Origin of the sequence: Tepidimonas sp. (genome assembly GCF_036825565.1) — a bacterium.
In the GTDB taxonomy this organism is placed as follows: domain Bacteria; phylum Pseudomonadota; class Gammaproteobacteria; order Burkholderiales; family Burkholderiaceae_C; genus Tepidimonas.
Genome location: NZ_DAISXZ010000012.1, coordinates 1 through 26,359 on the forward strand (window position 1 = coordinate 1; position 26,359 = coordinate 26,359).

At 67.7% G+C, this 26,359-nt stretch carries 23 protein-coding genes and 1 other RNA gene; 8 read left to right on the forward strand and 16 right to left on the reverse strand.

The window, feature by feature from the left end; translation table 11 throughout:
• Positions 1–111 precede the first annotated feature (111 nt).
• Complete coding sequence (locus V7026_RS03170; protein ID WP_334153844.1) at positions 112–2,781, forward strand: [protein-PII] uridylyltransferase; 2,670 nt, start codon at positions 112–114, stop codon at positions 2,779–2,781.
• 37 nt (positions 2,782–2,818) lie between these two features.
• Entirely contained in the window at positions 2,819–3,151 is a 333-nt protein-coding gene (locus V7026_RS03175; protein ID WP_334153845.1) for a hypothetical protein, read from the forward strand.
• Here the strand turns inward: V7026_RS03175 and ligA are convergent.
• The 5 genes from ligA to dnaX form a co-directional block, all read right to left on the reverse strand.
• Complete coding sequence (gene ligA / locus V7026_RS03180) at positions 3,120–5,216, reverse strand: NAD-dependent DNA ligase LigA (RefSeq protein ID WP_334153870.1); 2,097 nt, start codon at positions 5,214–5,216, stop codon at positions 3,120–3,122. The genes V7026_RS03175 and ligA overlap by 32 nt on opposite strands.
• 109 nt (positions 5,217–5,325) lie before the next feature.
• Entirely contained in the window at positions 5,326–6,090 is a 765-nt protein-coding gene (locus V7026_RS03185; RefSeq protein ID WP_334153846.1) for an ABC transporter substrate-binding protein, read from the reverse strand.
• 370 nt (positions 6,091–6,460) lie between these two features.
• Positions 6,461–7,060 (reverse strand): recombination mediator RecR, encoded by a 600-nt coding sequence (gene recR, locus V7026_RS03190; RefSeq protein WP_334153847.1) that lies wholly within the window; start codon positions 7,058–7,060, stop codon positions 6,461–6,463.
• Positions 7,061–7,089: 29 nt separating this feature from the next.
• Positions 7,090–7,422 carry a YbaB/EbfC family nucleoid-associated protein gene (locus V7026_RS03195; protein WP_068609539.1) on the reverse strand — a complete coding sequence of 111 codons (333 nt, stop codon included), beginning with the start codon at positions 7,420–7,422 and terminating at the stop codon, positions 7,090–7,092.
• 26 nt (positions 7,423–7,448) lie between these two features.
• A complete protein-coding gene (dnaX, locus tag V7026_RS03200; protein ID WP_334153848.1) occupies positions 7,449–9,182 on the reverse strand; it encodes a DNA polymerase III subunit gamma/tau in 1,734 nt (577 codons plus the stop codon).
• A gap of 34 nt (positions 9,183–9,216) precedes the next feature.
• Between dnaX and ffs the strand changes: the two genes are divergently transcribed.
• From ffs to V7026_RS03225, 5 genes are all read left to right on the forward strand, one after another.
• An RNA gene (gene ffs, locus V7026_RS03205) (signal recognition particle sRNA small type) lies at positions 9,217–9,313 on the forward strand.
• A 49-nt stretch (positions 9,314–9,362) separates the two neighbouring features.
• Complete coding sequence (trxA, locus tag V7026_RS03210) at positions 9,363–9,695, forward strand: thioredoxin TrxA (RefSeq protein ID WP_334153849.1); 333 nt, start codon at positions 9,363–9,365, stop codon at positions 9,693–9,695.
• A 250-nt stretch (positions 9,696–9,945) separates the two neighbouring features.
• Positions 9,946–11,211, forward strand: coding sequence for a transcription termination factor Rho (gene rho / locus V7026_RS03215; protein ID WP_068609535.1), 1,266 nt, complete (start codon positions 9,946–9,948; stop codon positions 11,209–11,211).
• A gap of 88 nt (positions 11,212–11,299) precedes the next feature.
• Positions 11,300–11,554, forward strand: a complete 255-nt coding sequence (locus V7026_RS03220) for a type B 50S ribosomal protein L31 (RefSeq protein ID WP_068609972.1) — start codon at positions 11,300–11,302, stop codon at positions 11,552–11,554.
• Between the two features lie 157 nt (positions 11,555–11,711).
• A complete protein-coding gene (locus V7026_RS03225) occupies positions 11,712–13,352 on the forward strand; it encodes a hypothetical protein (RefSeq protein ID WP_334153850.1) in 1,641 nt (546 codons plus the stop codon).
• Positions 13,353–13,375: 23 nt separating this feature from the next.
• On the opposite strand, the gene phoR is transcribed toward V7026_RS03225, so the two are convergent.
• From phoR to pstS, 7 genes are all read right to left on the reverse strand, one after another.
• Positions 13,376–14,698, reverse strand: a complete 1,323-nt coding sequence (gene phoR / locus V7026_RS03230; RefSeq protein ID WP_334153851.1) for a phosphate regulon sensor histidine kinase PhoR — start codon at positions 14,696–14,698, stop codon at positions 13,376–13,378.
• 57 nt (positions 14,699–14,755) lie between these two features.
• Positions 14,756–15,475, reverse strand: a complete 720-nt coding sequence (phoB, locus tag V7026_RS03235) for a phosphate regulon transcriptional regulator PhoB (protein ID WP_334153852.1) — start codon at positions 15,473–15,475, stop codon at positions 14,756–14,758.
• Positions 15,472–16,173 carry a phosphate signaling complex protein PhoU gene (phoU, locus tag V7026_RS03240; protein WP_334153871.1) on the reverse strand — a complete coding sequence of 234 codons (702 nt, stop codon included), beginning with the start codon at positions 16,171–16,173 and terminating at the stop codon, positions 15,472–15,474. Before phoU ends, phoB begins: the two co-directional genes overlap by 4 nt.
• Entirely contained in the window at positions 16,173–16,991 is an 819-nt protein-coding gene (gene pstB / locus V7026_RS03245; RefSeq protein ID WP_334153853.1) for a phosphate ABC transporter ATP-binding protein PstB, read from the reverse strand. Before pstB ends, phoU begins: the two co-directional genes overlap by 1 nt.
• A gap of 58 nt (positions 16,992–17,049) precedes the next feature.
• Entirely contained in the window at positions 17,050–17,904 is an 855-nt protein-coding gene (gene pstA / locus V7026_RS03250; protein ID WP_334153854.1) for a phosphate ABC transporter permease PstA, read from the reverse strand.
• Between the two features lies 1 nt (position 17,905).
• Positions 17,906–18,889, reverse strand: a complete 984-nt coding sequence (gene pstC / locus V7026_RS03255) for a phosphate ABC transporter permease subunit PstC (RefSeq protein WP_334153855.1) — start codon at positions 18,887–18,889, stop codon at positions 17,906–17,908.
• Between the two features lie 97 nt (positions 18,890–18,986).
• Positions 18,987–20,024: a phosphate ABC transporter substrate-binding protein PstS gene (gene pstS / locus V7026_RS03260; RefSeq protein WP_334153856.1), complete on the reverse strand. Its 1,038-nt coding sequence runs from the start codon at positions 20,022–20,024 to the stop codon at positions 18,987–18,989.
• A gap of 141 nt (positions 20,025–20,165) precedes the next feature.
• Between pstS and V7026_RS03265 the strand changes: the two genes are divergently transcribed.
• Positions 20,166–21,650: a Ppx/GppA phosphatase family protein gene (locus V7026_RS03265; protein ID WP_334153872.1), complete on the forward strand. Its 1,485-nt coding sequence runs from the start codon at positions 20,166–20,168 to the stop codon at positions 21,648–21,650.
• A 51-nt stretch (positions 21,651–21,701) separates the two neighbouring features.
• Here the strand turns inward: V7026_RS03265 and V7026_RS03270 are convergent, their stop codons facing one another.
• The 4 genes from V7026_RS03270 to V7026_RS03285 form a co-directional block, all read right to left on the reverse strand.
• On the reverse strand, positions 21,702–22,175 hold the full coding sequence (locus V7026_RS03270; protein ID WP_334153857.1) for a SixA phosphatase family protein: 474 nt from the start codon (positions 22,173–22,175) through the stop codon (positions 21,702–21,704).
• Positions 22,176–22,180: 5 nt separating this feature from the next.
• Positions 22,181–24,268, reverse strand: coding sequence for a polyphosphate kinase 1 (gene ppk1 / locus V7026_RS03275; RefSeq protein ID WP_334153858.1), 2,088 nt, complete (start codon positions 24,266–24,268; stop codon positions 22,181–22,183).
• Positions 24,269–24,398: 130 nt separating this feature from the next.
• Positions 24,399–25,322 carry a UDP-2,3-diacylglucosamine diphosphatase gene (locus tag V7026_RS03280; protein WP_334153859.1) on the reverse strand — a complete coding sequence of 308 codons (924 nt, stop codon included), beginning with the start codon at positions 25,320–25,322 and terminating at the stop codon, positions 24,399–24,401.
• Positions 25,322–26,197 (reverse strand): GNAT family N-acetyltransferase, encoded by an 876-nt coding sequence (locus V7026_RS03285; protein WP_334153860.1) that lies wholly within the window; start codon positions 26,195–26,197, stop codon positions 25,322–25,324. Before V7026_RS03285 ends, V7026_RS03280 begins: the two co-directional genes overlap by 1 nt.
• Positions 26,198–26,359 lie beyond the last annotated feature (162 nt).

The following is a 26,359-nucleotide window of genomic DNA, read 5'->3' on the forward strand; positions in this document are numbered from 1 at the left end:
ATCCTGACCCGGTCGGCCGGCATGCCGGCGCCCCCCCCTTCATCGCGGTAGCGGCCAGCCCGGTGCCGGCTTGAGGTCGTATTTGGCCCTGGTCTTGCTTGTGACCGAGCCATGTCCTCCCCCCCCTGCCCCGCGCCAGCCGACCTTCTGGACATCGCCGCGATGCGGCTGCACTACCGCGATGCCAAGCGCGGGGTGCTGCGCGCCATCGAGGGCCTGAGCGGCCGCTCGCGCGGCGTGCGCGCCCTGCTGCGGCGGCTGAGCCGCCTGACGGACGACACACTGCGCACGCTGTGGGGGGCATCCGGACTGCCCGACACGCTGGCGCTGGTGGCCGTGGGCGGCTACGGGCGGGGGGAGTTGTTCCCCTACTCCGACATCGATGTGCTGGTGCTGCTGCCCGACGGCGTCCGCGCCGAGGCGGATGCGGCGCTCAAGGCCGCGCTGGAGCGCTTCATCGGCCACTGCTGGGACATTGGGCTGGAGATCGGCTCTAGTGTGCGGACGGTAGCCGAATGCCTGCAGGAGGCGGCTGCCGACATCTCGGTGCAAACCGCTTTGCTGGAAAGCCGCTGGCTGGCCGGGGACCGGCGGCGCTTCGTCGCGTTGGGCCGCGCGCTGGACGAGCAGATCGACCCGCTGGCGTTTTGTCGCGCCAAGCAGTTCGAGATGCAGCAACGCCACCAGCGCTATGAAAACACGCCCTACGCGCTGGAGCCCAATTGCAAGGAATCGCCGGGCGGGCTGCGTGACCTGCAGGTAATCCTGTGGGTCGCCAAGGCCGCCGGGTTTGGCCACACCTGGGGCGAACTCGTGCGCCGAGGGCTGGCCACGGCGCGCGAGGCGCGCCAGCTCAAGGCCAACGAGGCGCTGTTGAGCCTCATCCGCGCCCGCCTGCACACCCTGGCCCAGCGGCGGGAGGACCGCCTGGTGTTCGACTTGCAGACGGCGCTGGCGGCCTCGTTCGGCATCGAGGCCGAAAACACGGGCGACGGCAGCCGGGAGCAGTCGGCGCGCCGCGCGCGCAAAGCCAGCGAGCGGCTCATGCGGCGCTATTACTGGTCCGCCAAGGCGGTGACGCAGCTCAATCAGATCCTGCTCCTCAACATCCAGGAGCGTCTGGAGCGCGACGAGCACGGGATGGAGCCCCCACGCCCGCTGAACCCGCGCTTTCTGGACAAGGGCGGCCTGCTGGAGGTCGCCAGCGACGACCTGTACCTGAAGCAGCCACACGCGATCCTGGAAACCTTTTTGCTGTGCCAGCAAATCCCGGGCATCAAGGGCTTGTCCGCGCGCACGCTACGGGCCTTGTACAACGCCCGCCCCATCATGAATGCGGCGTTTCGGCGCGATCCCGTCAACCGCCGCACCTTCGTGCAGATGCTGCAGCAGCCGCAAGGCATCACGCACGCCTTCCGGCTGATGAACCAGACCTCGGTGCTGGGGCGCTACCTGTGGCCATTTCGCAATACGGTCGGCCAGATGCAGCACGACCTGTTCCACGTTTACACGGTGGATCAGCACATCTTGATGGTGCTGCGCAACATGCGGCGTTTTTTCATCCCGGAGCATGCGCACGAATACCCGTTTTGCTCCCAACTCGCCGCGGGGTGGGACAAGCCGTGGGTACTGTACGTCGCGGCCTTGTTCCACGACATCGGCAAGGGTCGGGGCGGCGATCACTCCGTGCTGGGCGCACGGGACGTGCTGACCTTCGCGCGCCAACACGGCATTGATCGCGAGGATGCGGCGCTGATCCGCTTTCTGGTCGCGGAGCACCTGACCATGAGCCAGGTGGCCCAGAAGGAAGACATCAGCGACCCGGACGTCATCCGCGCCTTTGCCCGGCGCGTGGGCGACGAGCGCCGCCTGACGGGCCTGTACCTGCTGACGGTGGCCGACATTCGCGGCACCAGCCCCAAGGTCTGGAACGGCTGGAAGGCCAAGCTGCTGGAGGACCTCTACCGCGTTGCCCTGCGCGCGCTCGGCGGCGGGTCGCCGGACCCCCACGCCGAAATCGAAGCCCGCAAGCGCGAAGCGCTGGCGCTGCTGGCCCTGCACGCCTTGCCGCACCAAGCGCACCGGGCGCTGTGGGCTCGGCTGGATGTCGGCTACTTCATGCGCCACAGCGCCGACGAGATCGCCTGGCACACACGTCACCTCTCGCGCGCGCTGGCGCAGGCCGCGCCGGGCACGCCGCTCACCCTGGTGCGCGCCCGCCTGTCCCCCGCCGGCGAAGGGCTGCAGGTGCTCGTCTACACCGACGACCAGCCCGACCTGTTCGCCCGCATTTGCGGCTACTTCGACCAGGCCGGCTTTTCCATTCTGGACGCCAAGATCCACACCACGGGCGACGGGCGTGCGCTCGACACCTTTCAGGTCGCGACGGAAACCCTGTCCGAGCACTACCGCGAGTTGGTGGGCATCGTCGAAAGCGGACTGCCGCGCGCGCTGGACCCGGCCACGCCGCTGCCCCCGCCGGGGAGGGGCCGCGTCTCGCGCCGTGTGCGCAGCTTCCCGGTCGTGCCACGCGTGCAGTTGCAGCCGGACGAGCGGGGTCAGCGCTGGCTGCTGAGCCTCTCGGCCAGCGACCGCAAAGGGCTGCTCTACCGCATCGCGGGGGTGTTCGCCCGCCACCGGGTGCAACTCCAGCTCGCCAAGGTCACGACGCTGGGGGAGCGGGTGGAGGACACCTTCGTCATCTCCAGCCCCGCGCTCCACGTCCACCGCGAGCAGGCCCTGTTGACGCAGGATCTGCTGGCGGTGCTGGACGAAACCTGAGCGCAAGATTTATAGTGCCGCCACAAGGAGGTACGGCATGGTCCTTTCACACGCTTGGCCCCTGATCATGGGGATGCTGCTGTTGATGCCCACGCTCAGCCGCGCCGAAATCCCCGCGATCTTTCGCGGCGCCGATCTGGCCGCGGGCGAACAGCTCATCCGCCAGCACCGCTGTGCCCAGTGCCACACCGAGAAGGTGGGCGGCGACGGCAGCGGCATCTACCGTCCACTCGGCCGCATCAACACCCCTGGGTTGCTGCGTGGCATGGTGGAACAATGCAACGCCTCACTCAACCTGCAGATGTGGCCGGAAGAGGTGACGGCAGTGGCGGCGGTCCTCAACCGCGACCACTATCGCTTCCGGGACTGATGGCGCCGGGGTCATCCAGCAAGGCGATCAGGCCCGCTTCGTCGAGAATCGCCACGCCCAGTTCCCGTGCCTTGTCCAGCTTGCTGCCGGCGGCTTCGCCCGCCACCACCCAGTCGGTCTTGCGGCTAACCGACCCGGCCACTTTGCCGCCTGCGGCCTCGATGCGGGCCTTAGCATCCTCGCGCGTCAGTGTGGGCAAGGTGCCGGTCAGCACGAAGGTCTTGCCGCTCAGCGGTAGGGGTTCGGCCCGGGCCTCGCCATCGTGCTCGGGCCAGTGCACGCCGCTGGCGCGCAATTGCTCCACCACCTCGCGGTTGTGCGGCTGCGCAAAAAAGGTGTGGATGCTGTTCGCCACCACCGGCCCCACGTCGGGCACACTCAGCAGGTCTTGCATCGACGCGTCCATGATGGCATCCAGCCGTCCGAAGTGGCGGGCCAGATCGCGCGCCGTGCTCTCGCCGACGTGTCGAATGCCCAGGCCAAACAGAAACCGCGCCAGCGTCGTGGACTTGGACGCCTCGATGGCCGCCAGCACGTTGGAAGCCGACTTGTCCGCCATGCGATCCAGCCCGACCAGCGAGGACAGACCCAAGCGGTACAGGTCCGCCACGCCGCGCACGACGTTGCCGTCCACCAGTTGATCGACCAGCTTTTCGCCCAGGCCCTCGATGTCCATGGCCCGGCGCTGCGCGAAGTGCAGGATCGCCTGCTTGCGCTGGGCGGGACAGTACAGCCCCCCCGAACAGCGGTGGTCGACCTCGTCGGCCTCGCGCACCACGGCGCTGCCACACACGGGGCAGGCCGACGGCATCACGAAGGGTTCGCCGCGCGGCTGCGGCAGGGGCGGCGCCACCGCCACCACTTCCGGGATCACGTCGCCGGCGCGGCGCACGATCACGGTATCACCCACCCGCACGTCCTTGCGCGCCACCTCGTCGGCGTTGTGCAGTGTCGCATTGGTCACCGTCACCCCACCGACGAACACCGGCTCCAGCTTGGCCACGGGCGTGAGTTTGCCCGTGCGGCCCACCTGCACGTCGATCGCCAGCACCCGGGTGAGTTGCTCCTGCGCCGGGAACTTGTGCGCGATCGCCCAGCGCGGCTCGCGCGTGACGAAGCCTAGGACGCGCTGCCAATCCAGCCGATCCACCTTGTACACGACGCCATCGATGTCGAAGGGCAGCGCGTCGCGGCACGCCCCGATGTCGCGGTGATAGGCCGCCAGGGCCTCACCCCCTGCGCAGCGGCGCACCAAGTCCGACACGGGAAAGCCCCAGTCGCGCAGCGCCTGCAGCACCTGCCAATGGGTCCCCCCCTCTGGGCCGTCGCCCAAACCCGAGGGCCATTCACCCACGCCATAGGCAAAAAAACTCAGCGGGCGCGACGCCGTGACGGCCGGGTCCAGCTGGCGCACGGCGCCGGCAGCGGCATTGCGCGGGTTGACGAACGTTTTGTCGCCGCGGGCGCGCTGGCGTTCGTTGAGCGCCTCGAAGTCGTCGCGGCGCATATACACCTCACCACGCACCTCCAGCCGCGCGATGCCCGTCCCCGCTCCCCTCAGGCGCAGCGGGATCTGCGCGATGGTGCGAATGTTTTGCGTCACATCCTCGCCGGTTTCGCCATCGCCGCGCGTCGCTGCGCGCACCAGCAGGCCGTGCTCGTACAGCAACCCAATCGCCAGACCGTCGAACTTGGGCTCGGCCACGTAGACCACCGGCGGATCGTCCGGGCCCAGCGCCAGCTCCTTGCGGATGCGGGCGTCGAAGGCCAGGGCTGCGCCCGCCTCGGTATCGGTTTCGGTGCGGATGCTGAGCATCGGCACCCTGTGGCGCACCGGATCGAAGCCTTCCAACGGGCGCCCCCCGACGCGTTGGGTGGGCGAATCGGGCGTGACCCAATCTGGGTGGCGCGCCTCGATGGCCTGCAGCTCGGCTAACAGGCGGTCGTACTCGATATCGGGGATTTCGGGGTCGTCGAGCACATAGTAGCGCCACGCATGGTGATGGAGGGCTTGGCGCAAGGCCTCGGCACGCCGCCATTCGGGATCGGCCGCCGCCGTGGGCATAGCGGCGAACAGATCGGGTTGCGGGGACGAATCGGGGGCGGAGGGTGGTGCGGACACGGTCGCAATTATCCATCCGCGCATCCCTACGAGCGAGGAGGCGGCGCCTTTTTCAGGGCGCAGAGGCCAACCGAGCGGTGTAGAGGCGCACCGGCTCGATGCCTTCGTACTGATGCCCCTGCGGCAGCGAACGCAAGATCCGCAACACGTTGTGGATGGCACGCTCGTCCACCGCACCGTCCACGGCAAACGCCTCCCGGGTGTGCATGATGACGGACAGAAACGCACCCGGGTCACCGGCAAACCCAGCGAGGCCGGCATGGGGGGCCAGGTCCATCGGCCCAGCCGTCTGCAACCAGCGCAGCGCCCGCTGGACGGCACGGGCGACGGCCTGCAGTTCGGCTGCGTGCGATTCCACCACGGCCGCGGAGGCACTCAACCTCGGGCACAGCACGGGGCCGCCAAGCAGGCGCAGACTCTCGCTCAGGTGCCGCGTGTCCGTGACAACCCGGATGTCCCCTCGGCGTTGCAGGCGGGTCAACATCGGGTCACCCACGCAGACAGCGTCCACCTCGCGAAGCTGAAAGGCGGCCCGCGCCTGCTGCGCCGTAGGCAGGGCGACGAACTGCGTCTGGCGCGGCTGGACGCCATGGGCCAGCACCACCAACCACGCGATCCGTTGCGCTAGGCGGCTCGCCTGCGGCACCCCGATGCGGGCATCCTCCAGTTGCAGCGGAAGCTCCGCGCCGGCCTGCAACGAATGCCGCAGACCGAAACCCAGTTGCGGTGTCCGCGCCAGCGTCAGGAACGCCAGCTCCAACTGTCCTTGCAGATGTTGCCTCAGCACGCTGTCGAAGCCACCCGCGGTCACTCGCACGGGCGAACTCGGCCCAGGCAGCGCCTGCGGCGGCCGCTCGCTCCAGGGCTCGAACGCGACCGGTGCACCCTCGGCGGCGAAGTATCCCAGACGCTCCGCCAGCCGAACCGGCAGGACTTTCAGGGGAGCGTCGGTTTGCCACTGAATCGTGACCGGACGCAGCGTCGCCCGCCGCGGGCACGCGCGCACCGCGGCGGCAGCGACCGCCGCCGCCATTGCCCCATGCGCAAGCACCGCCGCCTGTCCATCCCCGCCGCCTCGTCGCCGCCCTTGCGGACCGTTGGCGTCAGCTTACGCCGCCCGAGCGCGGCAAGCATCGGGATCTGCCCCATGCGGGAAGACCCGGACAACGCCGAACACGGCGTCCGTATCAGCGCCGGTCGGCCAGCGCGTGGGCGATGGTGCCCAGGTCCACGTATTCCAGCTCGCTGCCGACGGGCACCCCGCGCGCCAGCCGCGTGGCCTTCAGGCCCAGAGCCCGCGTCAGTTCGCCCACGACATGGGCGGTGGCCTCGCCTTCGGCGGTGAAGTTGGTGGCCAGAATCACCTCGCGAACCGGCGGCGGCGCCTGGAGGCGTTCCAGCAGCGGACGCACACCGATGTGGTCGGGGCCGATGCCGTCCAGCGGGCTGAGCCGACCCATGAGCACGAAGTAGCGGCCGCGATAGGCCCCCGTGCGCTCCAGCGCCGCCTGGTCGGCGGGTGTCTCCACCACGCAGAGCAGACCGGCGTCGCGGGACGGATCGGCGCAGGTGGGGCACACCTCCTCTTCCGCGAAGGTATGGCACAGCGCACAGTGCCGGATGCCTTCGGTCGCCGCCTGCAGCGCCTGCGCCAGTTGCAGCGCGCCGTCGCGGTCGTGCTGCAGCAGGTGGTACGCCATGCGGGAAGCCGATCTCGTCCCCACGCCAGGCAAACGTTGCAACGCCTGCACGAGCCGATCAAGCCGCCGCGAGGCCGACTGAGCCATGGGGGTCGGGGGCCGAACCAATGGCGCCGTCAGAACGGGAACTTCATGCCGCCCGGCAGCCCCGGCATGCCGGCCGTCACTTTGGCCATACGCTCCTGCGTGGTCTCTTCGACCTTGCGCACGGCGGCGTTGAAGGCCGCCGCCACCAGATCTTCGAGCATGTCCTTATCGTCGGCCAGCAGGCTGGGGTCGATGGTCACGCGCTTGACGTCGTGCTTGCCCGTCATGACCACTTTGACCAGCCCGGCACCGGATTCGCCAGTGACCTCCATTTGGGCCAGCTCCTCCTGCGCGCGCTTGAGGTTGTCCTGCATGGCCTGGGCCTGTTTCATCAGGCCCGCGAGTTGTCCTTTGTTGAACATGGTTGGCGACTTTCGTGAATGCGGATTCAGACGGCGGCAGCGCCATCGACGGGCTGGATGCTACCAGGGACGATGGTGGCCCCGTATTCGTTCATCATGGCCTGGACGAAGGGGTCGGACAGAATGGCGGCCTCGGCCGCCGCCTGTCGAGCACGGCGAGCCGCCGCCCGCCGTTCGGCCGGGGAGTCGGGGGCCGGCCCCACCTCCACGACCAAGCGCCAGTCCTCGCCCACCCCCAGATGCTCGACCAGGGCAGCGCGCAGGCGCTCGCGCGGGGTATCCTGGGCCAGGGTGGTGCGCGGCACGCGCAAGCGCCACCCCTCGGCACGGCGCTCGATCAGCTCGGCCTGCAGCGCCAGCTCGCGCGCCAGGGCCTGCACGCGCCCCGCCTCCTCCAACGCCTCGACCACACGCGCCCATTCGTCGCCGAGCGACCCGTCGGGTGTCGCATCGCCGTCGGTCACCACAGAGGGCGGCGTGGTCGTATCCGGTGGCGGCTCCTCCGGTGGTGGCGATGCCGGTTTGGGCGTTTGCTGCGGTTGAGGCGGTTCAGGCTGCAGCGGCGGACTCTGCGGCGTTTTTTTTTCCGCTACGGCCGGGGCTGCCACGGCCACGGCACCTTCGACACCCGCGGGGAGCTGCCCGGCGCTCTGTCCGCTCGGCCCATCGCCCCAAAAGGTGAGCGCCCGCAGCAACACCATGGTCAGCGCGGCATATTCGTCGGGGGCCAGACCCAATTCGCCGCGCCCGTGCAGGCACAGGCTGTAGAGCAATTGCGTGATATCGGGGGACAGCGCCGATGCCAGGGCTGCCAGCCGCGGCTCGGGCGGCTCATCGGCCCCCGCCGTACCCGTCCATTGCAGCACCGCCATGCGCTGCAGCGCGGCGACCAGTTCCTCGAGCGTCGCGGCGGGTGCCACGCCGTTGCGGCGCATGTCCTCCACGGCGGCCACCAGTGTGCGCGCGTCGCGGGCCGCCAGCGCCTCCAGCAACCCATACACGGGGTCGCGGTCCACCACGCCGAGCATCTGGCGTACTCCGGCTTCGTCCAGGCGGCCGCCGCCGAATGCAATGGCCTGATCCGTCAGGCTCAAGGCGTCGCGCATCGATCCGCGCGCGGCGCGCGAGAGCAGGCGCACGGCCTGCGCGTCCGCGGCAATGCCTTCCACTGCCAGCACGCGCTGCAGATGCTCGGCGACGGTGGCCGGCGCCATCGGCCGCAGGTTGAACTGCAGGCAGCGGCTCAGCACCGTCACCGGCACCTTCTGCGGGTCGGTGGTGGCCAGCACGAACTTGAGGTACTCCGGCGGCTCCTCCAGCGTCTTCAACATGGCGTTGAAGGCGGTGTTGGTCAGCATGTGCACTTCGTCGATCATGAAGACCTTGAAGCGCCCCTGCACCGGCTTGTAGACCGCCTGCTCCAGCAGCGTCTGCACCTCGTCGACGCCGCGGTTGGAGGCGGCGTCCAGCTCCGTGTAGTCCACGAAGCGGCCCGCGTCGATCTCGCGGCAGGCGTCGCACACGCCACACGGCGCGTCGGTGATGTCGCCCTGCCCGTCCGGGCCCGTGCAGTTGAGCGACTTGGCCAGGATGCGGGAGACCGTGGTCTTGCCCACCCCGCGCGTGCCCGTGAACAGGTAGGCGTGGTGCAGCCGCCGCGCGCGCAGCGCATTGCCCAGGGCCTGCACCACGTGCTCCTGCCCCACCATCTCGGCAAATGTCTTGGGGCGGTACTTGCGGGCCAGGACCAGATACGACATACGGAGATTCTAGCGGTCGCATACAATGCAGGGTGACGGGCCTTCCCGCATGGTGAAGCGGCCAACCGGGTCAGGTGGGGAACCAAGCAGCCCTAACCGTGTAGCCAGTGCCGGGGTCAAGGCTCGTCAACCCCAATATTTCCGTTGACGCGAACAAGACCGACCCGAGGCCCATCCACCATGGCGAGCAACCTGATCAAACACGTGACCGATGCCACCTTCGAAGCCGACGTGCTCAAGTCGGCGACGCCGGTGCTGGTCGACTTCTGGGCCGAGTGGTGCGGGCCGTGCCGCATGATCGCTCCCATTCTGGACGAAGTGGCCGATGCCTACCAGGGCAAGCTGCAAATCGCCAAAGTCAACGTGGACGAAAACCGGTCCATCCCCGCGCAGTACGGCATCCGCGGCATCCCCACGCTGATGGTGTTCAAGGACGGCCAATTGGCTGCCACCAAGGTGGGTGCGCTGAGCAAAGCGCAACTCACCGCCTTCGTCGATCCCTACCTGGCCTGACACCCGCTTGACGGCCGGTGCCCCACGCGCGCGGCCAACTCGCCGGCCAGTTGGCCGGCGGCAATGTCATAATAACCACTGATACGGCAGCGCCCTTCGTTTGCTGCCGCTCTGCGGTGGTCGGATCGCCCCACCGCAGCAACCCATCCAGATGCCGGCACGGTCGGCCCCTTGTGATTCTTTCTTGCCTTAGGCGCCCGCCCACGCGGCGGCCCGCCGATACCGCACTCCCCATCCGGAGTTGACCCCCATGCACCTGAACGAACTGAAGGCCCTGCACGTCTCGGAGCTGCTCAAGATGGCCGAGGCGCTCGAGATCGAGAATACGGGCCGCATGCGCAAACAGGAGCTGATGTTTGCCATCATCAAACGGCGCGCCAAGGCCGGTGAGCAGGTGTTCGCCGACGGCGTGCTGGAGGTGCTGCCAGACGGTTTCGGCTTCCTGCGCGACCCGAGTGCCAGCTACACAGCCAGCACCGACGACATCTACATCTCGCCCAGCCAGATCCGCCGCTTCAACCTGCACACCGGCGACATGATCGAGGGTGATGTGCGCATCCCCAAGGATGGCGAGCGCTACTTCGCCCTCAACAAGCTCGACAAGATCAACGGGCTGCCGCCGGAGCAGAACAAGCACAAGATCATGTTCGAGAACCTCACGCCGCTGTTCCCCAAGGAACAGATGAAGCTGGAGCGTGAGGGGCTCAAGAGCGAGGAAAACATCACCGGCCGCATCATCGACATCATCGCGCCGATCGGCAAGGGCCAGCGCGCGCTGATCGTCGCGCCGCCCAAGAGCGGCAAGACCGTCATGATGCAGCACATGGCGCACGCCATCACAGCCAACTATCCCGAAGTGACGCTGATGGTGCTGCTGGTGGACGAACGCCCCGAGGAAGTGACCGAGATGCAGCGTACCGTGCGCGGCGAGGTCATCGCCTCCACCTTCGACGAGCCGGCGGCGCGCCATGTGCACGTGGCCGAAATGGTGATCGAGCGCGCCAAGCGGCTGGTGGAGCTGAAGAAGGACGTGGTGATCCTGCTCGACTCCATCACACGCCTGGCACGCGCCTACAACAACGTGCTGCCCTCCAGCGGCAAGGTACTGACCGGCGGCGTGGACGCCAACGCGTTGCAACGGCCCAAGCGCTTCTTCGGTGCCGCGCGCAACGTCGAGGAAGGCGGCAGTCTCACCATCATCGCCACCGCGCTGGTGGACACCGGCAGCCGCATGGACGAAGTGATTTTTGAAGAGTTCAAGGGGACCGGCAACAGCGAACTGCACCTGGACCGCCGCCTGTACGAAAAGCGCGTCTTCCCCTCGATCCAGCTCAGCCGCAGCGGCACGCGGCGCGAGGAGCTGCTGCTGCCGCCGGAGATCCTGCAAAAGACCCGCATCCTACGCCAGTTCTTCTACAACATGGACGAGATCGAGGCGATGGAGATGGTGCTCAAGAGCATGAAGCAGACGAAGAACAACCAGGAGTTCTTCGAGCTGATGCGCCGCGGCGGTTGAACGCGGCCCGCTGTCAGCCGTATAATGATGCGCTTTGCAGCAAGTGCGCCGGATGGGCCGGTCGTGGCTACTGCAGCAGGAAGCGATCATGAAAGAAGGCATCCACCCGAACTACCGCGACGTGTGCTTCGTCGACCTGTCCAACGGCAACCAGTTCATCATCCGCTCGTGCGCGCCGACCAAAGAGACCATCAAGCTCGACGACGGCCGGGAGCTGCCGCTGTTCAAGCTGGAAACGTCCAGTGAGTCGCACCCCTTCTACACGGGCACACAAAAGAGCGTGGACACCATGGGTGGCCGTGTCGAGAAGTTCCGCAACCGCTACGCGCGCGTCGGCAAGTAAGCCCTTGTGGTCGTCGGCCGCAGCCCTGCGCGGCCGAGTCCCCTGCACGAAAGCAGCCTCGCGGCTGCTTTTTTGTTGTCCGGCTCGTGTAGGCTAGCGACCCATCGACGCCATCGCCCTCGTCACCGCGAATGCCGCCCGTTGTCTGCCCCGGTGGGTGCCGTGGCTGTTGATCGCCGCCTACGTCCTGCCCGGCTTTCTGGGGCGGGACCCGTGGCGCACGGAGGATCTGGCCGCCTTTGCCGTGATGCTCGACATGCACCATGGCGGGCCGTGGTGGACGCCCCAGGTACTGGGTCAGCCCGCAGAGACGCTCGCATGGCTGCCCTACTGGCTGGGCGCGCTGGCCCTGGCAACCCTGCCCTTGCCGGCCGAGCTGGCCGTTCGCGCGCCCTTCGCAGGACTGCTGGGCCTGACGCTCGCGGCCACTTGGTATGCCACCTACCACTTGGCGCGCCAGCCCGCCGCGCAACCGCTGAGCCTGGCCTTTGGCGGCGAAGCCCGCCCAGCGGACTACGCGCGCGCCCTGGCTGACGGTTCCCTACTCGCTCTGGTGGCCACGCTGGGTTTGGCCATGTTGTCGCACGAGGCCACTCCGACGGCGGCGCAACTGGGGTTTGCCACGCTTGTGTTTTATGCGGTGGCGCTGGGTCTGCGCCCCCCTTCCGACGCCATGCGACCCGCCGTCTGGTCCAACCTGGCGCTGTGGTGGGCGGGCGCCTGGGGATGGGCATTGTCGGGCGGCCCCGTGCCCATGCTGGCGGTCTCGGCGGCGGGCGTGTGGTGGTGGTGGCGCAGCGGGCACCCCCCCAGGGTCTGGGGCATCGCGGCATTGGGCAGCCTGTGCGCGGCCGGCGTGGCGTTTGCGCTCGCGGTGGCGGCTGATCAAACGGCCGAACTCATCCCCCTGCGTTGGGGGGGCTGGTCCACGCTCGCGGCATGGCAGGGGCTGGGCCGGCTGCTCGCGTGGTTTCTGTGGCCGGCTGCGGCCTTTGCGCTCTGGACGCTGTGGCGCTGGCGCGGCCGCTGGCGAGCGCCGCACATCGGCTGGCCTGCGACGGTGGTGGCGCTGGTGCTGGGCATGACCTTTTTGAACGGTGGCGCCGATCGCACCCTGCTGTTGGCGCTGCCACCGCTGGCGTCGCTGGCGGCGTTTGCCTTGCCAACCCTGCGGCGCAGCGTCAGCGCGCTGATCGATTGGTTTGCGGTGCTGTTTTTTACCGGGGCGGCGGTCCTCGTCTGGCTGATCTGGATCGCTATGCAAACGGGGATACCACCCAAACCCGCGGCCAACATTGCCCGCGCGGCCCCGGGGTTCGAGCCCACGCTCGACGGATGGTTGTTGCTGCCGGCACTGCTCGCTACTGCGGCGTGGATCGGCTTGGTGGCGTGGCGCCTGGGGCACTATGCGCCGGCGCTGTGGAAAGGGTTGGTGCTGTCGGCATCGGGCCTGACCCTGAACTGGGTGCTGCTCATGACCCTGTGGCTGCCGCTGCTGAACTACGGCCTGGGGCAGGCGCCGGTGTCGCAGCGGATCGCCGCGCTGGTGGCGCCTGGCGACTGTGTGCTGGTGCACGGGCTGGATGCCGCGCGCATCGCCGGGCTGCAGCACCACGGCGGCCTGACGGTGCGGCGCATCGGGCAAGTGGACGCGCCACGCTGCCGCTGGCTGGTGGCCTCGCCCACGGACTTTCCGCGTCTGGCCCGCAGCGAAGATCTGTCCGGCTGGCAACTGCGCACCGAAGTCCCACGCCTGCGCGAAAACCGCGAGAAGTGGTTGGTGTTCGAGCGCCGCTGAAACTCAGGCCCGCTCAGGCGGGCTCAAGCCCGCTCGCGGACCAGCACGCGCGCGGGCGGAAGGCGCAGCCGAAACGTCGAGCCGACCCCCAGCGCGCTTTCGATGAGCAACTGGCCACCGTGGCGCTGGGCCACGTGCTTGACGATGGCCAGCCCCAGCCCGGTCCCACCGCTGTCGCGCGAGCGGCTGCGGTCCACGCGGTAGAAACGCTCCGTCAACCGGGGCAGATGCTCCGGCGCGATGCCGGGGCCAGTGTCCGTGACGTAGAACTCGACCTCGTCGTCCGCCAACAGCCGCCAGCCCGCCTCGACACGGCCCTGCGCCGGCGTGTAGCGCACGGCGTTGGTCAGCAGGTTGCCGATGGCGCTGAGCAGTTCGCCGCGCGCGCCGGCCACCTCCAGCGCCGGACCGGGCTGCAGCATGATCGTCTGCTGACCAGCGTGCAGCACATCGGCCAGCGCCTGGGCCTGGGTGCCCGCCTCGGTCAACAAATCGGCGGCCGCCACCCATTGCGAGTCGTCGGGAATGGGGCTGCCCTCCAGCCGCGACAGGGTGAGCAAATCGTCCACCAGCGTTTGCATGCGCTGCGCCTGCTGCCGCATCAGTTCCAGAAAGTGCTCGCGCTCGCTCTCTTGCAGCGGCAGCGTTTGCAGGGTTTCGATGAAACCGGCGATCACCGTCAGGGGACTGCGGATCTCGTGCGAGACATTGGCCACGAAATCGCGCCGCATCGCCTCGGCCAGTTCGATTGTGGTGACGTCGCGCGTGAGCAGCAGGCAGCGCCCTTTGGCGTAGGGGAAGATCTGGATGGCGATGTGCTGGGGATGGCCTGGGCGCGCATTGCGGCCGTCGATCTCCACCGGCTGGCTAAAGTCGCGCTGGTTGAGGTAGGCGATGAAGGCGGGGTCGCGGACCAGATTGCGGATGCGCAGGCCCAGATCGCGCTTGGCGTCGAAACCCAGATGCTCGCCCGCCATCAAATTGCACCACTCGATGGTGCCTTCCTTGCCCAACAGCACGACTCCGTTGGGCGAGGCCTGCATGGCCGCCAGCAGCTCCTGCAACCGAGCGTTGCTTTTGCGCGCCTTGCGATTCAACACCTTGAAGGCGCGCCGGGCGCGGTCCACGACCTCCCCCCACACCGAGCCGACGGCGGGCAGCCGCGCGGCAGAGGGCTCGCGCAACCACGCCAGGACACGGCGCGCGCGCCAGTTGTCCACCGCTAGCCACGCCAGCGCACCCGCCAGGGCGCCCAGCACACCCCACCCCGATCCGTCGGACCACAGGAGCGCCAAGCCACCCCCGCCAGCGACCAGGCCGGTCAGTTCGAACGAGCGTCGCATCATCGCCGCGCCATCATAGCGAAGCCCCTGCGCCGGGGGGCGGGCGCTGGCGCGACGGCATCACGCCGAGCGGGCGTCGGCGACCGATTCCAGCGCGCGCGGCGAGAAGCGGTAACCCGCCCCGCGAACCGTCTCGATCAGCGCGCCGGCCACCCCGAGCGCCTCGCGCAGGCGCTTGATGTGCACATCCACCGTGCGCTCCTCGATGAACACATGGTCGCCCCAGATGCGGTCGAGCAGGGCGGCCCGCGTGTGGACCCGCTCCGGGTGCTTCATCAGAAAATGCAACAGGCGAAACTCGGTGGGACCGAGTTTGAGCTCCCGCCCTTCGAAGGACACGCGGTGGGCGGCGGCGTCCAGCATCAGCCCGCCCGCCTGCACGGTGTCGTTCACCGCTTCCGGTGCGCGGCGGCGCAACACCGCGCGGATGCGCGCTAGCAGCTCCTGCGTGGAAAAGGGCTTGGTGATGTAGTCGTCGGCCCCAGCATCCAGCCCCTGGACCTTGTCGGATTCCTCGGAGCGGGCGGTGAGCATGATGATGGGCACCGCCTTGGAGCGCTCGTGGGCGCGCCACTGCCGGGCCAGTTGCACCCCGCTGAGGCCCGGCAACATCCAATCCAGCAGGATGACGTCCGGCAGCACGGCATCGACCTCGCGCTGCGCGGCATCGGCGTCGAACACGACGATGGGCGAGAATCCGTTGTGCCGCAGGTTCACCGCAATCAACTCGGCGATCGAGGGCTCGTCCTCGACCACCAGAACACGGGGCAGCTTTCTCATTTGATGGCAGATTCGCGCTCGGCCAGCGTGGCGTGCCGGATGTCTTTGCCCATGGCCACATAGACCGCCGCCTCGGCGATGTTCTTCGCGTGGTCGCCCACGCGCTCGACCGCCTGGGCCAGGAACATCAGTCCCAGACACGGGGTGATCATGCGGGGGTCTTCCATCATGTACGTGATCAACTTGCGCACGAAGCCCTCGTACACCACGTCGATGCGATCATCCTCGTCGATGACCTTGATGGCCGCCTGCACATCCAGCCGGGCAAAGGCGTCGAGCGTCGCGCGAATCGACTCGGCCGCCATCTTGGCGGCATTGACCAGATCGTCGATAGGCAGCGCGCGCGGGGCACCGGTATCGATGAAGTCCTTGATCAGGCGCGCGATGCGCGCGGCCTCGTCACCGGCACGCTCCAGGTTGACGATGACGCGGGAGACACCGACCAGCAGCCGCAGATCGCGCGCGGTGGGCTGGCGCCGGCTCATCACCGAGGTGATGTCGCGGTCGATCTCGACCTCGAGCCGGTTGACGCGCTCCTCCAGCTCCAGCACCTGCTGCGTCGCCAGCAGATCGAGCTGATAGAGGGCGTAAATGGCATGGCGAAGCTGCGACTCCACCACGCCCCCCATCTCGAGCACGCGCGTCGAGATGCGGCTGAGTTCCTCGTCGAACTGGCTGGACAGGTGCTTTTCCATAATCAGCCGAACCTCCCGGTGATGTAGTCCTCGGTTTCCGTGCGCCTGGGTTTGACGAAGATTTGCTCCGTCTCGCCAAACTCGATCAACTCGCCCAGGTACATGTACGCGGTGTAGTCGCTGCAGCGCGCGGCCTGCTGCATGTTGTGGGTGACGATGGCGATCGTGTACTCGGTCTTGAGCTCGTGGATCAGCTCTTCGATCTTGCCGGTGGAGATGGGATCCAGCGCCGAGGTCGGCTCGTCGAGCAACACCACCGAAGGCTTGACCGCCACGCTGCGCGCGATGCACAGGCGCTGCTGCTGGCCGCCCGACAGCGACATGCCGTTTTGGTGCAGCTTGTCCCGGACCTCGTTCCACAGGGCCGCCTTGGTCAGCGCCCACTCGACGCGGTCGTCCATGTCGGATTTGGACAGCTTTTCGTACAGACGAACGCCGAAGGCGATGTTCTCGTAAATCGTCATCGGAAACGGCGTGGGCTTCTGGAACACCATGCCGATGCGCGCGCGCAGCAGGTTTAGGTCCGTGCCGGGGTCAAGGATATTGCGGCCGTCGAAGCGGATTTCGCCCTCGGCCCGCTGCCCCGGGTACAGGCTGTACATTCGGTTGAGCGTGCGCAGCAGCGTGGACTTGCCGCAGCCCGAGGGGCCGATGAAGGCCGTCACACGGCGCTCGGGGATGTCCAGCGAGACGTTCTTGAGCCCCTGGAACTGGCCGTAATAAAAATTGAGGTTGCGGATCTCGATCGCGTTGCGCTCGGGCGCGGCCGAGGCGGTCCGGTTCTCGCCGAGTGCCGCTGCGGTGGAAATGGAGGCGGTCATGATGGGATGTTCCTGCTAATCCTTCTAATCCTTCTAATCCTGCGAATGGGTCATCAGGTCATTTGGGCGCGCGCTCACGGAAGTAGACGCGCGCCAGGATGTTGAGCAGCAGCACGGCGAGCGTGATCAGCAGCGCCCCACCCCACGCCAGGCGGATCCAGTTGTCATACGGGCTCATGGCGAACTGGAAGATGACCACCGGCAGGTTGGCCATGGGCTTGCCCATGTCGGTACTGAAGAACTGGTTGTTGAGCGCCGTGAACAGCAGCGGTGCCGTCTCGCCGCTGATGCGGGCCACGGCCAGCAACACCCCGGTGATGACGCCGCTGCGGGCCGCACGCAGCGTCACCATCGTAGCCACCTTCCAGCGCGGCGCGCCCAGGGCGAACGCCGCCTCGCGCAGGCTGCCGGGCACCAGCCGCAGCATGTTCTCGGTGGTGCGCACCACCACCGGCACGGCGATCAGCGACAGCGCCAGGCTGCCCGCATAGCCCGAGAAATTGCCCACCGTCGCGACCGCGATGGCATAGACGAACAAGCCCAGCACGATGGACGGCGCCGACAGCATGATGTCGGTGACGAAGCGCGTCAGCGACGCGGTGCGGCTGGTGTCGCCGTACTCCGCCAGATAGACCCCCGCCAGAATGCCGATCGGCGTGGAGACCAGCACCGTCAGGCCGACGATCATCAGACTGCCGACAATGGCGTTGCGCAGGCCGCCACCTTCGGTTCCGGGGGCCGGCGTGTCCTTGGTGAAGATGTTGCCGTCGATGGCCGCGATGCCGTTGGAAAACAACACATACAGAATCCACAGCAACACCGCGAGGCCCACGGTCATCGCGGCCATCGACAGGGTCAGGCCGACGACATTGGATAGCCGGCGCCGGGCGTAGAGTCGGTCGTCGATGGCCATGTCAGAGCCCCTTGGCCTTTTCGGCGCGCAAAATCATGACCTTGGCCAGTGCCAAAACCACGAAAGTGATAAGAAAAAGCAGCAACCCCAGCGCAAACAGCGCCGAGAGGTGAAAGTCGGCCGCCTCGGCAAACTCGTTGGCCAGCGTGGACGCAATCGACGTGCCGGGCGAAAACAACGATGTGGGCATGCGGTTGGCGTTGCCGATGACGAAAGTCACCGCCATCGTCTCGCCCAGCGCACGACCCAACCCCAGCATGATGCCGCCGATCACGCCCTTTTGCGTGTAGGGCAGCACGATGCGGCGCACCACCTCCCAGGTCGTGCAGCCCAGACCGTAGGCCGACTCGCGCAGAATACCGGGCACGATCTCGAAAACATCGCGCATGACCGCCGCGATGAACGGCAGGATCATGAAGGCGAGGATGATGCCCGCAGCCAGGATGCCTAGCCCCGTGGGCGCACCGCCGAACAGCCAGCCGATCAGGGGCATGCCGGCGAGCAGGCTTTGCAGCGGCATCTGCACATAGTCCGCGAACAGGGGCGCGAACACGAACAGACCGAACATGCCGTAGATGATGGAGGGCACGGCGGCCAGCAGCTCCACGGCGGTGCCTAGCGGCCGGCGCAACCAGAGCGGACAGGTCTCGGTCAGGAACAGCGCAATGCCAAAGGCCAGCGGCACCGCCAGCAACAACGCGATGCCCGCGCTGATCAGCGTGCCGACGATGGCGATGGCGGCCCCGAACTCCTCGTTGATGATGTCCCATTCGACATACCAGATGAAGCCCACGCCAAACTTCTGGAAAGTGGGCCACGCCTTGATCATCAGGGACACGATGATGCCCAGCAGCGCCGCCAACACCAGCAGCGAGAAGGCCTGGGTCAGGCGGTGGAAGATGACGTCCTGCCAGCGCTGGCGGCGGGCGATCGCCGCCACGCGCGACGCCTGGGCCACGTCGGAGACTTCGGAAACAGGGGCCATGGGGATGTCCACGTTCATCGACCAGAGACTCCGCAGAATATCCAACAAAACCCGTCGGCGCTCAGGAGCCGCCGACGGGCGATCGGTCATCGACCCATCACTTGGTGTTGATCTGCGACCACACCTTGCTGCGGATATCGGCGGTCAGCTTGTCGGGCAACGGAACGTACTCCAATTCCAGCGCCATTTGCTTGCCGTTCTTGAACGCCCAGTCGAAGAACTTGAGCACTTCCGCGCTCTCGGCCTTGTTGGTGGGCTCCTTGTACATCAGGATGAACGAGGCCGTCACCACGGGGTAGGCGGTGTCGCCCGGCTGGTTGACCAGCGAAATGCCCATGCCCGGCACGCTAAACCAGTCGGCACCGGCCGCGGCCGCCGCAAACGTCGTGTCATCTGGCATCACATATTTGCCGTTGCGGTTTTGCAACTGCATGACCGGAATGTTGTTTTTCTTGGCGTAGGCGTATTCCACGTAGCCGATGGAGCCCTTGATGCGCGAGACGTTGGCCGCCACCCCTTCGTTGCCCTTGCCGCCCACCGAGGTCGGCGCGGGCCACTTGACGGCCGCCCCCTTGCCCACCGTGTCCGCCCATTCATTGCTGACGGCGCTGAGGTAGTCGGTCCAGTTGAAGGTGGTGCCCGAGCCGTCGGCGCGGTGCACGACAGTGATGGCCAGGTCGGGCAGGTTCTTGCCCGGGTTCAGCGCGGCAATCTTGGAATCGTTCCACTTAGTGATCTTGCCCATGAACATCTCGGCCAACACGGGGCCGGTGATGCGCAGATCACCCTTGCCGAAGCCGTCCAGGTTAAACACGGGCACCGTGCCACCAATGATGGCGGGGAACTGCACCATGCCGTCGCGATCCAGCTCATTGCCCGGCACGGGGGCGTCGGTGGCGCCGAAAGCCACTGTCTTGGCGCGAATCTGGCGAATGCCGCCCGAGGATCCGATGGACTGGTAGTTCAGGCCCGTGCCCGTGACCTTCTTGTACTCTTCCGCCCACTTGGCGTAGATCGGGAACGGGAAGGTCGCGCCGGCGCCGGTGATGTCGGCGGCCATGGCGGCGGGGCCCCAGCCTAGGGTAACGGAAGCCACGGCGACGGCGGCGACGGTCTTGAGGAATTGGCGTTTCATCCGGTTCCTTTCGTGGTATGCATCAACACAATCGAGACTGTAATGACGCTTTGTGACGGTTCCGTGACATCCGTGCAGCGCGGCACCGCAGCGCCGTCACAGGGGTTTGGTATGCTGCAGGCCAACGACTGGAAGCCCTGCATGCAAGACGGAACCCTGCTGGCCGCGCTGGACCTCGGCTCGAACAGCTTTCGCCTGGAAATCGGCCGCTACCACGGCGGCCATATCGAACGCGTCGAGTACCTGAAAGAGACGGTACGCCTTGGCGCGGGCCTGGACGAGCACAAGACGCTGAGTCTGGTGGCGATGGAGCGTGGCTGGGAATGTCTGGCGCGCTTTGCCGAAAAGCTGCGCCCGTTCGAGCGCCGGCAGGTGCGCGCGGTGGCCACCCAGACGCTGCGCGAGGCGCGCAACAGCGACGACTTTCTGGGCCGGGCGCAGGCGATTCTGGGCTTTCCGATCGATGTCATCGCCGGCCACGAGGAGGCGCGGCTGATCTATCAAGGCGTGTCGCACCTGCTGCCGCAGTCGGACGAACGCCGCCTGGTGGTGGACATCGGGGGCCGCTCGACCGAGGTGATCCTGGGCCAGGGCTACAGCCCGCTGCGTATGGCGTCCTACGGCCTGGGCAGTGTGGCGTGGTCGACGCGGTATTTTCCCGGCGGGCGGGTGAGCGAGGCGGCGTTGCGCCGGGCCGTCGTCGCGGCAAAGGCCGTGGTGGATGAGGCGCTGGACGTCTTTGTGCCGGGGAGTTGGGACGCCGTGTACGCATCCTCCGGCACGGCGGGGGCGCTGGCCGACATTCTGGCGCTCGCCGGCTTTGCGCCAGGGGTGATCACGCGCGAGGGGATCGACTGGGTGGCCGACCGGCTGCTACGGGCAGGCCACGTGGACGAGGTGCGGCTGGAAGGCCTGAAAGATGACCGTCGACCCGTGCTGGCCGGGGGGCTGAGCGTGCTGCTCGCGCTGTTCGAGCTGTTCGACTGGACCGTGGTCAACCGCGCCCAAGGGGCGCTGCGCCAGGGCGCTTTGTACGACCTGATCGACCGGGCGTCGGACCAGACCGACGTGCGCGAGCGCACCGTGCGCTGGCTGGCGCAAAAATTTGCTGTCGATACGGCGCAGGCCGAGCGCGTGCGCCGAGTGGCCACCGGTCTGTTCGAACAAGTGGCCACGCCCGATCCGCGCAACGGCCGCTATTCCCAAAAACTGGCGTGGGCGGCGCGGTTGCACGAGATCGGTGCGCACATCTCCCACGCCAGCGCCCACCGCCACGGGGCCTACATCTTGGACCATGTCGATGCGCCGGGTTTTTCGCTGCCCGAGCTACACCGCATGAGCCTGCTGGTGCTGGGGCAGCGGGGCAAACTGCGCAAGCTGGAGCCGCACCTTGGCGACGAGCTGTTCGTCAAGCAGTTGCTGTGCCTGCGCCTGGCGGTGCTGTTGTGCCACGCGCGCAAGGATCCGGACGTCGCGGCACTGCGGCTGCAGTACGCCTCGCGGCAGTTCCGGCTCACCACGGTGCCCGGGTGGGCTCGGCAGTACCCGCAGTCCGCGTGGCTGCTGCAGGAAGAAGCCGACGCCTGGGGCAAGACCGCGTGGCGGCTGACGTTGGACCTGCGCTAAATCAGCCGGTGCGCTGACTGCGCTTGCCGAGTTGACCGCGGGTTCAGCGCCTCAGAGCAGCTCCGGCGACTGCACGCATAGCAGTACGGTTTGCCAGCCCTGGTGGCGTTCGCGGCGGCGCAGCCACCAAACCGCGCCCTTGCGGATCGAGCATTCGCCGCTTTCGATGCCCAGCAACCCCGCCACCACGCGGCCCAGGGTGGGTTGGTGCCCAACCACCAGGGCCGGGTGGCGCGCATCGGGCCATTGCACCACGTCCAGCAGCCACTGCGGCGTGCCGTCGGGGGCCAGCTCATGCCGGACGCGGTAACGCCGCCCGAGCGCCAGCACCGTCTGCTCCGTGCGCACGGCGGGGCTGGACCAGATGCGGGTACCCTCCGGCAACTGGCGGTCGAGCCATGCGGCCATGCGCGCGGCCTGCTTTTCGCCCTTCGGCGTCAGGCGGCGCGACAGGTCGTCACCACCGCCCTCGTCGGTTTCGTCCAGGTCCTCGGCTTCGGCGTGTCGCCACAGAATCAGGTCCATCGGGGTCACCCTTTGGTGCCGTAGCGGCTCATCAAGCTGGCCTGCGCCGACGGCAGACCGCTGCCGCGCGCGGGCTTGGCCGCCAGGGACGCGGCCTTGACATAGTCCCCGTTGGGCTGAAGCAGCCAGGCGTCGCGCTGATCGGTCAGATACAAATGCAGGCACTCGTCCATGATGCGGGCGCGCAGATGCGGATCGGTCACCGGCCAGGCCAGCTCGACGCGACGCAACATGTTGCGGTTCATCCAGTCGGCGCTGGACAGCCACAGCTCCTCCTCGTCACCGCAACGGAAGTAAAACACCCGCGAATGCTCGAGGAAACGCCCGATCACCGAGCGGATGCGCACGTTGTTGGTGTGGCCGGGCACCCCCGCGGGCAGAATGCACGCGCCACGCACGATCGCCTCCACCTGCACTCCGGCCTGGGAGGCGGCGACCAGCGCCCGCGCGAGCGGCTCGTCCGTCAGGGCGTTCATCTTGAGGATGATCTGCGCGGGCAGCCCCGCCTTGGCTGCGGCAATGGCGGCATCGATGCGCTCCAACATCCCTTTGTGCAGATGGAAGGGCGCCATGAGCACCTTCTGCAACCGGGGCAGCCGGTTTTGGCTGGCGACGTGGCCGAAGATGTGATCGACGTCGGCGGTCAGCGCCTCGTCAGCGGTTAGGTAGCTGAGGTCGGTGTAAACCTTGGCCGTACCAGGGTTGTAGTTACCGGTAGAGACGTGGGCATAGCGCACGACGCGCCCGTCCTCGCGCCGGGTGACGAGCAGCATCTTGGCATGCGTCTTGAGACCGACGATGCCATAGACCACCTGCGCGCCGACCGACTCCAGCCGCTCGGCGTGGTTGATGTTGGCTTCCTCGTCGAAGCGGGCTTTGAGCTCCACCACCGCGGTGACCTCCTTGCCGCGGCGCACCGCCTCGCGCAGCAGCTCGGTCATCTCGCCGCGCGAGCCGGTGCGATAGATGGTCTGTTTGATGGCGAGCACCTGGGGGTCCTCCACCGCCTCGCGCAGGAAGGCCAGTACCGCATCGAAGCTCTCGAACGGCTGGTGGATGAGCACATCCCCCTGCTTGAGCCGTTCGAAGATCGACTGCCCCGGCACCAGTGCCACCGGCCAGCCGGGCGTAAAGCGCTCGAAGCGCAGCGCCGGGGCGTCGATCAGGTCCACCAACTGGTTGAGGCGCACCAGGTTCACCGGGCCCGCCACGCGGTAGAGGCTCTCGGGCGGCAGATTGAATTGCTCGAGCAAAAAGCCCGCCAAAAAGTCGGAGCAACCGGCGGACACCTCCAGCCGCAGCGCCTGGCCATAATGGCGCTGCTGCAAGCCCAGCCGCAGCGCGGTACGCAGGTTTTTAACCTCTTCCTCGTCCACGGCCAGGTCGGAGTGGCGCGTGACGCGAAACTGCGAGAACTCCAGCACCGTCCGCCCAGGGAACAGATCGGCCAGGTGGGAGCGCACGATGCTGGAGATAGCGACGAAATGCAGCTGCTTGGAGCCCTTGACCCCCGGCATCGGCACGAAGCGCCTGAGCGCCCGCGGCACTTTGACGATGGCGATCTCATTCTCTCGCCCGAAGGCGTCGCGCCCGCCCAGCCGCACGATGAAGTTGAGCGACTTGTTGGCCACCTGGGGAAAGGGGTGGGACGGGTCCAGCCCCACCGGCAGCAGCAACGGCTGCACCTCGTTGACGAAGTACTCGCGCACCCAGCGGCGCTGGCGCGGATTGCGCTCGCTATGCGAGATGATGCGGATGCCGCGCTTTTCCAGCGCGGGCAGCAGCTCGTCGTTGTAGATCGCGTACTGCCGCTCGACCAGGGCATGCACCCGCTCCGTCACGGCTCGGTAGGTATCGACCGTGGCGGCACCCCGCTGCTCGTTGGCCAGGCGGGCCGTGTGGTGCGGCGCGAAGCGGACTTCGAAAAACTCATCCAAGTTGGACGACACAATGGCCAGGTAGCGCAGCCGCTCCAACAGCGGGACGTCGGCGCGGCAGGCCCAGTCGAGCACGCGCTCGTTGAAGGCCAGGATGCTTTGGTCGCGATCGAGAAAAACGTTGCGGTGGGCGGAGTTCAAGGCAGCGTGCGTCATGGTCGAGGACAGGGGCGTGACCGGGGCGCAGAGGCACACGGTTCAGCTTATCATTATTTTCTCCATTCCACGCGTCAAATTGATGACAAAGCGATGACGCGCACCGCGCCGCGCGGGCTCGGGTACCGGCTCAGGAGCGCGCGCGGTGGGCCACGGCCCCCACCGTAACGGGGACGCCCACCCGCTCCTGCGCCCAGTGTACGATCTCAATCCGGCCATCGGCGTGTTCGACCAGGGCGCTGAGGCTCTCCACCCAATCCCCATCGTTGCAGTACAGCACACCGTCGATGACACGAATCTCCGGCCGGTGGATGTGACCGCAAACGACGCCGTCTAGCCCGCGGCGGAGGGCTTCGCGCGCCAGCGCCTCTTCGAAGCGCGTGATGAAGCTGACCGCCGACTTGACGCGGTGCTTGAGATATTGGGACAGCGACCAGTACGGCAGCCCCAGCCGCGCACGCAGGGAATTGAGGTGGCGGTTCAGCCGCAACGCCCACTCGTACAGCGTGTCGCCGAGGTAGGCAAGCCATCTGGCGTATTGCACCGCCCCGTCGTAGAGGTCGCCGTGCGTCACCCACAGGCGCCGCCCGTCGGCGGTGAGGTGCACCGCCTCGGCCACGACATCGACGCCGCCGAACTGGTGGTCGACGAAATGGCGCGCGAACTCGTCGTGGTTGCCGGGGATGAACACCACCTGGCAGCCTTTGCGCGCGCGGCGCAGGATTTTTTGCACGACGTCGTTGTGGCTCTGCGGCCAGTACCAGCGCCGGCGCAGTTGCCAGCCGTCGATGATGTCGCCAACCAGGTACAGCCGATCGCTCGGGTGCGCTTTCAGAAACGCCAGTAGCGCCTTGGCCTGGCAGCCCGGCGTGCCCAGGTGCAGGTCCGAGATGAACACCGCGCGCAGCCGCTCCCGCCCCTCGGCGGGATGATCGTCTTCGTCGGGCTCGATCCCGTCCCCTTTCCGCGCCACGGCCAGCCCGGTCGGCCGGGCACCGCCCGCCGCATCCGGCCACCGAGCCGTCCGCCCCGCCACAGAGTCGCTGCGCAGCATCAGGCCCCCAGCAGGTGGCGCCGGTAGCGCGGCGGCAGATCGGCCAGCCGCATCATCATCGGCAGATCGGCGGTGTTGAAGTCCGGATCCCATGCCGGCGCGCCCAGCACCTTGGCGCCGAGCCGCAGGTAACCCTTGACCAGCGCCGGCGGCTCCACCGGCAGCGTGTCGTCCAGCTCATGCACCGGCAGCGGCAGACGCGGCGTGACGTGGAACTCCACCGGCGCCAGATAGCGCTCGCGCACCTGGCGCCAGATGCTGGCGGCGGCGTGGCCGCCGCCAGCGATGCCGTGCGGCCCCTCATAGTGCATCGGAATGCTGGCGCAGCCGATCATCGTGTCCAGCCGGTTGCGCACCATGAAGTCCGCCAGCGCCCCCCACAGCGCCATGATGACGCCGCCGTGGCGGTGCTGCCGGTGCACGCAGGAGCGGCCCAGCTCCACCACCTGCTCGCGCAGCGCGCGCAGGCGCGTCAGGTCGAACTCGGTGTCGCTGTAGAAGCCGCCGACGCGCTTGGCCTGCGCGGGGGTCAGCACGCGGTAGGTGCCAATCACCTCGCCGGTGTCGGCCTCGCGCACTAGCAGGTGTTCGCAGTAGTCGTCGAACAGGTCGATGTCGTGGCCCGGCAGCGGCGAGCGCAGGCGCGCACCCATCTCCTCGGCGAACACCGCGTACCTCAGGCGCTGGGCGGCGCGCACGTCGTCGAGGTGACGCGCCCACGCCACCTCCAGGCGCGCAGCGGGCGCAGCGGGCGCAGCGGGCGCAGCGGCAGCATCGGCCGCGCGCGCTGGAAGCGACCTCCCGGCCGTGCGGCCCGGGGTCTGGCCCCCAACCAGGGTGGACAGGTGCAGCGTGGGCGTCGGAAGCTCTTTCATCGGGCGTCATCTCCGCTTGGGGTGGCGGGCGGCGCCGCGGCCGCCCACGGTTGGGCATTTTGGGCGGCGGGCGTGACGTGGCCTTGGCGGTTCCGTGTCAGCGGCATGACATCGCGCGGCCAAGCCGGCTTCACGGGCGTGTCACGCAGCGGCAGCAGACTG

Bases quoted from the DNA above. Each gene is read 5' to 3' on its own strand.
- pstS (WP_334153856.1), bottom strand. From the start codon at position 20,024: ATGAAACGCCAATTCCTCAAGACCGTCGCCGCCGTCGCCGTGGCTTCC.
- dnaX (WP_334153848.1), bottom strand. From the start codon at position 9,182: ATGTCGTATCTGGTCCTGGCCCGCAAGTACCGCCCCAAGACATTTGCC.
- V7026_RS03265 (WP_334153872.1), top strand. From the start codon at position 20,166: ATGCAAGACGGAACCCTGCTGGCCGCGCTGGACCTCGGCTCGAACAGC.
- recR (WP_334153847.1), bottom strand. From the start codon at position 7,060: ATGGCTCAGTCGGCCTCGCGGCGGCTTGATCGGCTCGTGCAGGCGTTG.
- V7026_RS03280 (WP_334153859.1), bottom strand. From the start codon at position 25,322: ATGCTGCGCAGCGACTCTGTGGCGGGGCGGACGGCTCGGTGGCCGGAT.
- rho (WP_068609535.1), top strand. From the start codon at position 9,946: ATGCACCTGAACGAACTGAAGGCCCTGCACGTCTCGGAGCTGCTCAAG.
- ppk1 (WP_334153858.1), bottom strand. From the start codon at position 24,268: ATGACGCACGCTGCCTTGAACTCCGCCCACCGCAACGTTTTTCTCGAT.
- V7026_RS03285 (WP_334153860.1), bottom strand. From the start codon at position 26,197: ATGAAAGAGCTTCCGACGCCCACGCTGCACCTGTCCACCCTGGTTGGG.
- phoR (WP_334153851.1), bottom strand. From the start codon at position 14,698: ATGATGCGACGCTCGTTCGAACTGACCGGCCTGGTCGCTGGCGGGGGT.
- pstB (WP_334153853.1), bottom strand. From the start codon at position 16,991: ATGACCGCCTCCATTTCCACCGCAGCGGCACTCGGCGAGAACCGGACC.
- V7026_RS03175 (WP_334153845.1), top strand. From the start codon at position 2,819: ATGGTCCTTTCACACGCTTGGCCCCTGATCATGGGGATGCTGCTGTTG.
- V7026_RS03270 (WP_334153857.1), bottom strand. From the start codon at position 22,175: ATGGACCTGATTCTGTGGCGACACGCCGAAGCCGAGGACCTGGACGAA.
- V7026_RS03220 (WP_068609972.1), top strand. From the start codon at position 11,300: ATGAAAGAAGGCATCCACCCGAACTACCGCGACGTGTGCTTCGTCGAC.
- phoB (WP_334153852.1), bottom strand. From the start codon at position 15,475: ATGAGAAAGCTGCCCCGTGTTCTGGTGGTCGAGGACGAGCCCTCGATC.
- pstA (WP_334153854.1), bottom strand. From the start codon at position 17,904: ATGGCCATCGACGACCGACTCTACGCCCGGCGCCGGCTATCCAATGTC.
- pstC (WP_334153855.1), bottom strand. From the start codon at position 18,889: ATGGCCCCTGTTTCCGAAGTCTCCGACGTGGCCCAGGCGTCGCGCGTG.
- V7026_RS03170 (WP_334153844.1), top strand. From the start codon at position 112: ATGTCCTCCCCCCCCTGCCCCGCGCCAGCCGACCTTCTGGACATCGCC.
- V7026_RS03195 (WP_068609539.1), bottom strand. From the start codon at position 7,422: ATGTTCAACAAAGGACAACTCGCGGGCCTGATGAAACAGGCCCAGGCC.
- trxA (WP_334153849.1), top strand. From the start codon at position 9,363: ATGGCGAGCAACCTGATCAAACACGTGACCGATGCCACCTTCGAAGCC.
- ligA (WP_334153870.1), bottom strand. From the start codon at position 5,216: ATGCCCACGGCGGCGGCCGATCCCGAATGGCGGCGTGCCGAGGCCTTG.